This is a genomic window from Mesorhizobium sp. LNJC405B00 (assembly GCF_000502615.1).
Lineage (GTDB): Bacteria > Pseudomonadota > Alphaproteobacteria > Rhizobiales > Rhizobiaceae > Mesorhizobium.
The window spans coordinates 1-8,014 of sequence record NZ_AYWC01000049.1 but is presented as its reverse complement, the minus strand read 5'-3'; the positions used below and the strand labels follow the sequence as shown (position 1 = coordinate 8,014).

Below are 8,014 nucleotides of genomic sequence, written 5' to 3'. Positions count from 1 at the left end.
CTGAACTGTATTCCGACATTCTCGTGCGAGCATGCAGGAACGGATGGCGGTATCCGCGCAGCTACATCGAAAACGGATTCAGGCGCCACCTGGCGGAGCTGAAACTGCAGCTTGTTGATCAGGGTTACAGCGTCGTACCCAACATGACCGCGAATGATCTGCCCGTCCGAGGACCGATATCGGAGACCAAACGCCGTCTGGTTGGCTCGCGCCAATTCAGCTGTTCCCACCCATACTGGCGCGATGAATGACTCCACGCGACGGTGTGCAATCTGACAGCCTGATTTCCGGCGGTTCTCCCCAGGTTGGAAGGAGGCGTTGACGAATGGCAGGTTGTTATTCGNCACCCATACTGGCGCGATGAATGACTCCACGCGACGGTGTGCAATCTGACAGCCTGATTTCCGGCGGTTCTCCCCAGGTTGGAAGGAGGCGTCGACGAATGGCAGGTTGTTATTCCAGGAGGAGTGACACTCCTCCTGGAGCTGTAAACAACGTCATGGAATGACCGCTCTTCGGCTGCGTGGCTCCGCAAGCTGCCGATCCGCTACCGGCCCTGTTCCAGCCGTCAAGGGGCCGGCCGGTAAGAGCGCCCGCTAAACTTGGTCGTCAAAGCAGCGTATTCGTCAGTTGACAAGGCAAACTTCGCNGCTCGATGACCGTGAACTCGAACGGCAGCTTACCGACGAGCGCTTCCTAGAAGCAGACCGTCCGGATACGGCCCCAAATGAGACGTTGGAAGCATTGAGGGCAGGGGACAGTTCGTGGCGCAAACGAGATAGCAGCTCCGAGTAGTCATCGCTGTTCGCGAAACGGTCGATTCCTGGACATCGCAATGTCGTGTATCGACTAACGCGCTATCTCGGCTCGAGGACCAATTCAGGTACGCGCCTGACATTAGCTGTTGAGCATAGATCCGTGCGTCCCGGAAAGCGGACGCGGCACGATCCGGGTTAGGCGAGTAAGATACGCTCGATGACGGCGGCGCGCGCGGAACCGTCGCAACCAAGGATGAAGCTGTTGCTGGAGTCGAGCGGGCATTCACGCGGCCATTGCCGGAGCAGATCGGCGCTAGGACGGCCCAGCAGCCTTTGTAGCGGGGGGACACTTTGCGGCGGGCGGGCCGCTGGGCTCGACCGGTGAGACTCAGCGCCGTCCGGCAAACAATATGCGCACGACTGCCAATGCCAACGAATCATACAAACGGAGGAAGGAAGCGATCTAACCAGCTATCGCCATTTCCGATGCGAACGCCTAAGCCTTTTATGAGACCTAAGCGCAGCTTGCAGGCCGCAGCATGGTCCCAATTTGGGACGAATAGTTTGGCACCCATATTGCACCCACATCTTTCCCGCCATACTCCGAAATGTACCATGACATCCCGAAAAACGCTGTTGGCAGCGCTTGCCGCGCTTGCGCTAGTGACCGCTCCTGCTTTCGCTGGCGCGGGTGGAAACGGTGGTGGTCACGGCAATGGTGGTGGTCACGGCAATGGCGGTGGTCACGGCAATGGCGGTGGTCACGGCAATAGCGGCAAGTCCGGCAACAGCGGCGGGAAGTCCGGCAACAGCGCTTCGCACGGCAAGTCGGCATCGGCTCACGCCGGAAAGAAGGCCTCGGGCGAAGACCAGGTCGCCGTCGACGACATTGAGGTCGCCGCGACGCCTAAGGACAAGAACATTCACGCCAAGCTTGGCCGGCTGAACTCGCTGCAGCGCAACATCAACGCTTATATGAACTCCAAGAGCAAGAAATTCGCCGGCATTCAGGCTTATGTGACAGCGTCGGCGGCCGCCAAGGGTGCCCAAGCCGCGGTAGATGCCGCCCAAGCCGAAGTCGACGCGTTGAACGCCAAGTTGAACGACCCGAATACTCCGGCCGACCAAGTCCCGACCCAGGAGCAGATTGACGCAGCGCAGGCGGCTCTCGATGCCGCCAATATAGCGGCGGCCGATGCTGCTGCCGCCGTCCCGTCGCTGGATGACGCGCTCGCCGATATGGCCAACAAGCCGGTCGACGCCGAGGTCACCGAATGGGCCAACGGCGTGCTTGCCGAGAAGATCGACGAGATGGCTGCCAAGCAGACTCCTGCGGCAACGCCGTAAGGCGGTCACAGGTGAAGCGACCCTAGTCGAACGTGCAAGCCGCCGGGTCACCCCCCCGGCGGCAGGGCGACCCGAGCTTGCCACCTTATTCTCCTCTTTGAGGGCGACCCCCAAACAAGCGGAGTTGCTACCGACGCGTAGGAACAAAAGTGCCGAAATACCGTGTTGAGGAGATGGCAGGCGATGCCGTGACGGCCACCCACACCGTCAACGCGAAAACTCCGATCAGGGCGGCGCGCGAAGCGGCGGAACGAGACGTCATTCTACGCCCGGCCACATCTTCGAATACAGTTCAGCCTGTAGGGCGGTCCATACCCGGCTGGCCGCGGCTCACGCTGGTTTCTTGAAACGCACCATGCCGTCGACCTCGATGCGCAAGTTCGACTATTGACCCGGACCAGGGTTCTCTGTCTGGTTTTGAGCCAGGGGGGAAGCAATACGATTTCCTGGACGTGCCGCTTGAGGCGTTTGTCGCGTTCAAATCTGCCTTCGCCAAGGCCGCTTTCAACAATCACATCGCAACCAACTATGCATTCCGGCTCGCCCAAGAAAAGGCTGCAGGCTCGTTGGACGATTAAGGGAGGTTCTTTCAGAAAAACGGCCCGCACTGATCGAAGGCGCACGGGCCGGACCGTTGCCGCCGGTCGGCAGCGGGAGGCATCCATTCCGGCCGGTGCAAACAGGCCTCTCCCGGCACAATTAGCAACCTTCGGCAGTCGTTTTCATCTGTCCAGGGGCTGCGGACTTGGCACTGGTGTCATCCTGTTGACCAGGAGCGGCCTGCTTGGCACTGCCACTCTGCTGGCCCGGCGCACAGTCCTTCGCTGAGTTCGAATTGGTCGACTTCGTTGTGGTCGAATCCGTGTTGTTATCTGTCGTCGGCATCGTTGTGGTAGTGGAGGAGCCACTCGACGTCGTCCCTGTTGTCCCCGTCGTCCCCGCGAACGCAAGCCCGCTGGAAACAGCCATCATGGCAGTGGCAAAAAGAAGCCGCTTCATTCTTCATCTCCTAATGACAAGTAATGTCCCTTCCATTCGATAACGGGGGATGCGAAGGATCGGTTCCAATGCGATCTTGTGTTGACCGGCAGCTTTGGGGCGGCCATTAGCGGACTGGCAGCCTTCAGGCGGCGGATCTTCGGTAGCTGACATTCCGGCTAGCGCGGACATCGCCTTCCCATGGGCAGAAATTAGTCTCCTGGGGCCCGCCCACGTTTCTCTCAAGCCTCCGATTTCATGGCCGACAGGTTATCACGATGTGTCTGAAGGTGCAGAAGCTGATCGTGCCCCTTGGTTGTGCAGCCCTTCAGCCGTGGGCCAACCTCCCAACACCCTTGAAAAGGACTTGAAGTCGTCCCGCACCGGAGCGAACGTCTTCGCATGATCGGGATAACACGGCGGTCACGAGACACCTGACGAGTTGAAGGAATGGGAGCGACGCTCTCTGGAAGGCGACTTCTCGCAAATGCCGCGTCCCTTCCGTTGGCGTCAGTCAGCGCGCTTTGCGCATTTCATGAATGGCTATAAGGAGGCGGGCGGTTTGATCAATTCGCTCGTCTGCACCGCAGAATTGCCAGAGATGTCCTGGACGGCCGTTCGCCGTGGTACGGAAGCGCGCGGGACTTTATGGCTCTGGCTGAGGGCGTCCTTGACGACCTGTGCGAAGACAACGCGAGGATGGAGGGCATCAATACAGCACCCGCGTTCCGCGACGCCTTCATGTCCAAACGCTGCCTGATCCCTGCCGACGGCATCTCGCCGTGAGGAAGAAATGACGCTGAGGACGCCAACTGTCGTCGGGTCCGCTGGCTGCATGGGTCACGCCGCAGGCGTTGCAATCCCTTCTAAAGCGATGATCCTGGTGTTAGCGGAACGTTTGCGGATCTCGATCAGCCGGGCGTATTCCGGCGAATTATACCAGCCCATCAATGACGCCATGTCGGGGAATTCGACAATGACCAGTCGGTGTGGATCCGAATCACCTTCCAGAACCTTGGTGGCGCCACCGCGGCCCAGGTACCGCCCACCGTACCGCTCTTCGGTAGCGGGAACGTCCCGCCGATATTCCTCGAACAAGGCAGCGTCTTTTACGTCTACATCCGCTATCAGATAGGCAGCCATCTGTGTTTCCTCCTTAGACCTACCTCGCGCTCCTCGGCTTCGGCGTCGTCGGTCCGCACCCTGTCGACGATCTCCGTGGCGACATCCAGCGCCAGCGCGCTTTTCGATGATTGTTGGCGCTGCCACGGCTTTCCTTCTTTCGCATGGTTCGCAAAGATTAGCATGATCGCATGCTCTCGTGTCTGGCGGTCTCCCTCAAAGCGTCATCGACCGCCCTTCAGATGAGACACCGCCGTCTCGACAGGTAGGCTCGGCAGGGTTCGGTTTTTCTTCGGTCCTTTTCATCCAAAACTTGTCGAAATGCGCGAATGAAAATAGGAAATATGCAACCTGAAAGATGATAAAAATCAGCAAGGTCCATGCAAGGGACTTCCAGAACGAATCCGTTGCTAGGTAAATCCAGGTCGCTACCACGGTCGACATGGCAAACATCCCAATCAGCAATCGCGGAAAAAACAATATGTTCAATGCGCCCCATAGCTGGACCGACCGGTCTCACGTCTACTCCCCAGAAGCACGTAAGGCTTCACTAAATTAGTAATTGCGCGCCAATGGCCAGAACCAAACCTTCCGACCAGCTTTCCCGGACTGAAATCGACCGCTTCCTGGCAGCAGCCGAAGCGCTGCACAAGAGCATCGTCGGGCCGCTGTGGCGTACCACAGCGAGCATGCCAAGCTCTGTGAGGTCCCTCCACCCCTTTTGAAGGCGATCGAGAACATCACCGACCATAAGGCAGCCAGACGGCTCCCGCGCGGCTGAGACGGCCCTGTCCTGTTCCTTTGGATGAACTGCGCAAAGGCCATAGGCGATAAGATAGGTATTGCCCTGCGGAATCGGGTGTGATTCTAACTGCGACGACACACGAATTGCTTGCAGACGACGGTTGGGCCGAGACGATTGAGCTTCTCGGCGGCGAAGATTTGCTTACGCGGAGCGCCCGCGAGACGAAGGCGTTCCTGCGCCCGCGGGGCGTTTGATCGGCGCCCGATCTGTTGCGCCTGACGCGCGGCGGCTTCTCGACCAAATCCATCTGAAGACACCGAACGCGTTCATTTGGACAGCGACCCATACTTGGCCCGCCGGCTCATGCTGGCGGGCTTTTTTGCGTCAGTCGGGAACATCCTCACTCTGAGGCTGTTCGGTCACACCCGGCTCGTTCTTCAGCGATTCCTGCCGGTGACCAAGATGTCCTCTCCACTCGTCATGGTCGGCCCGCGCAGCCTCGGAAGCAGGCGCGGGCCTCATTCGCCGTCATTGCTGTGTTGTCGGTGCGCAACCGCTTCTTTGAATGCGCGTGCTGCTGCATCGCAAGCGACACGTGAGGAGCCGTTCACGGACAAGATGATTTCGGCTGCCTTCACGGTCAAACCGTGTTTTTCGGCGAACTCTGCGGCTGTGTATGCGAGTTTTGTTTTTTCGCTACTCCGCATTTCTGACTCCATAGATCTCTTGCGCCTCGTGCAAGCTCTGTCGGGCGTGTTGCAGTGATCGATGCAAGTTCGCCAGCAATTCGTCGGCGTCGGCCGTCGGACTGCCTTCGTGATCCAGTAAGCCAACGATATCCTGCTTGGAAACGATGCTCTCGTTGTGAACGAGTTGGCCCATAAAATACATGAGCCGGCTCTGTGCCTGTGTGGGCATGGGCCTTCTCCCTGGTCGGGCGAAAGCCTGATGATCGCTCCCAAGCGCCTCGTGCCTGTTTGTTTTTGATTTTTCGAGGCGACGGCAACATTGTGCGCTCGTTAGCAGGCCATGGCAACCGGCCAGGCAATTGCAGCATCCATGGTGCGCCGCCCTGACCGCGCGTGCCGGTCCCCTGGCCCCGCTCGGCCGCTACTTTAGTGTTTCTGGTTGACAATCGTGATCGGCGCACCGCATTTTCGCGTTGAGGGACAAACTGGGGATCCTGCATGAAGAAGCCTTATCAGAAGCCTGAAATAAACAAGCGCGAGAAGCTCTCGGCCGTAACGGCTGTGTGCACGCCATCAACCTGCACCGATGAGTGAGAACCTTTAGACCGGCGCTTTGCCGAAATTCGCTAGAGAGGGACTGCAGTGAAGAAAGAATACAGCAAGCCAGTACTGACCAAACGTGGGCGTCTCAGCGCAGTGACGGCGCAATTGGCACCCAGTGTTGAACCCAGAGCAACCTAGGCAAACCCCTGCAACAAAGCCAGTTGGCTTCGGCGGCGGGCTTTCCGCTTCCAGGCGCCGAAACTTATCTTCGCGTTCCTGTCACCACGAGCCATGCGGTTTCCGTGCTCGGTCTCCGCACTTCAGGGTCGCTGAACCCTGCATCTCGCAAGGCAGCAAATGACCTCATCGGCTCGCGAGGTGTAAAAATGTTGGCCGGCATGTTCATCCTGTCCATATGCGCCTTCGGGAGGAAGCCCAGGACGACGCGACCGCCTGGTTCGATGACGCGAGCGAGCTCTGCGGATCCGGCTCTAAGGCTTTGCCAGAAGTACACTGTGTGGACGCTGAGCGCCTTGTCGAATGTGCTATCCGGCAAGGGCAAGTCCTCGACTAGCCCGACTCGGAACTCGGCTCGTCCGGCGCGCACTGCATCTGTAGCGGGCCACCCATCTGTCAACCTTCCCGACATGGAGTATGCCGAAGAGCTGGCGGCCATCCTGAATGCCAACGACCTAAAGCAGAGGCTATCTCACGGGAGGTTCCCCGGAGGGTTCGCCTAACTGAGGTGTGATTCGCCCGCCTTCGTAATGCCCATCGAGGGTGGTTTGTCCGATCCGAACAAGCATTTGTTATTGAACTTCCGACTACCAGGGTCTTAAATCGACTTGCCATTGCTTTTCGTAGGGAGGCTGTGATGGGCAGCGTGGTGCCAATTCGCAAGGCCACGCCTCGCGTGGAACTGGTCGGAGCCAGTGGCGAATGGGTCGTTCGCATCATTGAAACTGACCAGGAAATTACACGCTCATTCGGCCTGGAATCGTTTGCGCTGTCCTTCGCGGAAGGCCAGCGGATACGCCTGCATCTCGACCAGGTTGTGCGGCTTTAGGACTCGCTACGATTGGATAACCTCAGTGCCGGGAGCACGGAGACTTCACCGCAGACCATGCCGAGCAGCGGGATCGACACGAAGCTGTCTCGGTGGTGATCGTGAAATCTTCTGCTCGACAAGCAACACCCATGAGGAGAATGCTTCCGCTGTCCGAACTCACGACCTTGCAATTTGGCGCATTTCGCGAAGCGCGATCGACCCAGGATACGCTTGTGTGCGGATCTAGGACTCCAGTCGAGGCTCACTAGCGGAACAGCCGCTTAGCCATGTGGCTCCCAATCACGGAAGGTCAGTTTGCGACCCAAAGCTCCCGGTCAGAATGCGCCCCCCCTTGGCCGTAGAGATGACGCAGCGTGAAGCACATGCACGTGAAGAGGAATTGCAGCAAACCTTTCGTCTGGGCCGTGGACTTCATCGAATCGGAATGGGTTTTTTAGAAATTCGTTTGTCTATTCGTGATTTCTAATAAAAAATATGGGATCCAGTGCATTCATCCGGTTCTGGCCTGCATTGGTCCGCGCAACACGCGCCAGGAACGGTAACGTTGCCGTCATCGTTGCCTTCACCTTGCCGGTCGTGGTTGGCGGCGCCGGCCTCGGTGTGGAGACATCCTTCTGGTATTACAGCAGCCTTAAGCTGCAGGCCGTTGCCGATGCCGCGGCCTATGCCGGCGCGCTCGAGAAAGCAGTGGAGGTCATCGTCAAGCAGAATCTCGATCGCTACTTCACGGCGATTTTCAACCAGGCGCCCGTTGCCGAACAGG

General features: G+C 58.6%; 9 protein-coding genes. 6 read left to right on the top strand and 3 right to left on the bottom strand.

The genetic code is table 11. The features are described 5' to 3' along the window. The 4 genes from X756_RS1000000169645 to X756_RS1000000170695 form a co-directional block, all read left to right on the top strand. Positions 1-251: hypothetical protein (locus tag X756_RS1000000169645; RefSeq protein WP_210164342.1), on the top strand; the 251-nt coding region annotated here is incomplete at its 5' end. 1,122 nt (positions 252-1,373) lie between these two features. Next, complete coding sequence (locus tag X756_RS136355) at positions 1,374-2,105, top strand: hypothetical protein (RefSeq protein WP_023716274.1); 732 nt, start codon at positions 1,374-1,376, stop codon at positions 2,103-2,105. A 784-nt stretch (positions 2,106-2,889) separates the two neighbouring features. Beyond that, positions 2,890-3,147 (top strand): hypothetical protein, encoded by a 258-nt coding sequence (locus X756_RS1000000169205; RefSeq protein ID WP_023731955.1) that lies wholly within the window; start codon positions 2,890-2,892, stop codon positions 3,145-3,147. A 584-nt stretch (positions 3,148-3,731) separates the two neighbouring features. Beyond that, positions 3,732-3,869 carry an SOS response-associated peptidase family protein gene (locus tag X756_RS1000000170695; RefSeq protein ID WP_023696775.1) on the top strand — a complete coding sequence of 46 codons (138 nt, stop codon included), beginning with the start codon at positions 3,732-3,734 and terminating at the stop codon, positions 3,867-3,869. A 54-nt stretch (positions 3,870-3,923) separates the two neighbouring features. On the opposite strand, the gene X756_RS136360 is transcribed toward X756_RS1000000170695, so the two are convergent. The 3 genes from X756_RS136360 to X756_RS1000000169615 form a co-directional block, all read right to left on the bottom strand. Further along, entirely contained in the window at positions 3,924-4,226 is a 303-nt protein-coding gene (locus tag X756_RS136360; RefSeq protein WP_023731954.1) for a DUF1330 domain-containing protein, read from the bottom strand. A gap of 195 nt (positions 4,227-4,421) precedes the next feature. Continuing rightward, positions 4,422-4,649 (bottom strand): hypothetical protein, encoded by a 228-nt coding sequence (locus tag X756_RS00100; RefSeq protein WP_245264611.1) that lies wholly within the window; start codon positions 4,647-4,649, stop codon positions 4,422-4,424. A 997-nt stretch (positions 4,650-5,646) separates the two neighbouring features. Beyond that, positions 5,647-5,868, bottom strand: coding sequence for a hypothetical protein (locus X756_RS1000000169615; RefSeq protein WP_023731949.1), 222 nt, complete (start codon positions 5,866-5,868; stop codon positions 5,647-5,649). A 1,188-nt stretch (positions 5,869-7,056) separates the two neighbouring features. Between X756_RS1000000169615 and X756_RS136375 the strand changes: the two genes are divergently transcribed. Beyond that, complete coding sequence (locus X756_RS136375) at positions 7,057-7,248, top strand: hypothetical protein (RefSeq protein ID WP_023716267.1); 192 nt, start codon at positions 7,057-7,059, stop codon at positions 7,246-7,248. 513 nt (positions 7,249-7,761) lie between these two features. Next, the coding region (locus tag X756_RS0136175; protein WP_245264610.1) for a pilus assembly protein TadG-related protein at positions 7,762-8,014 on the top strand (253 nt) is incomplete at its 3' end.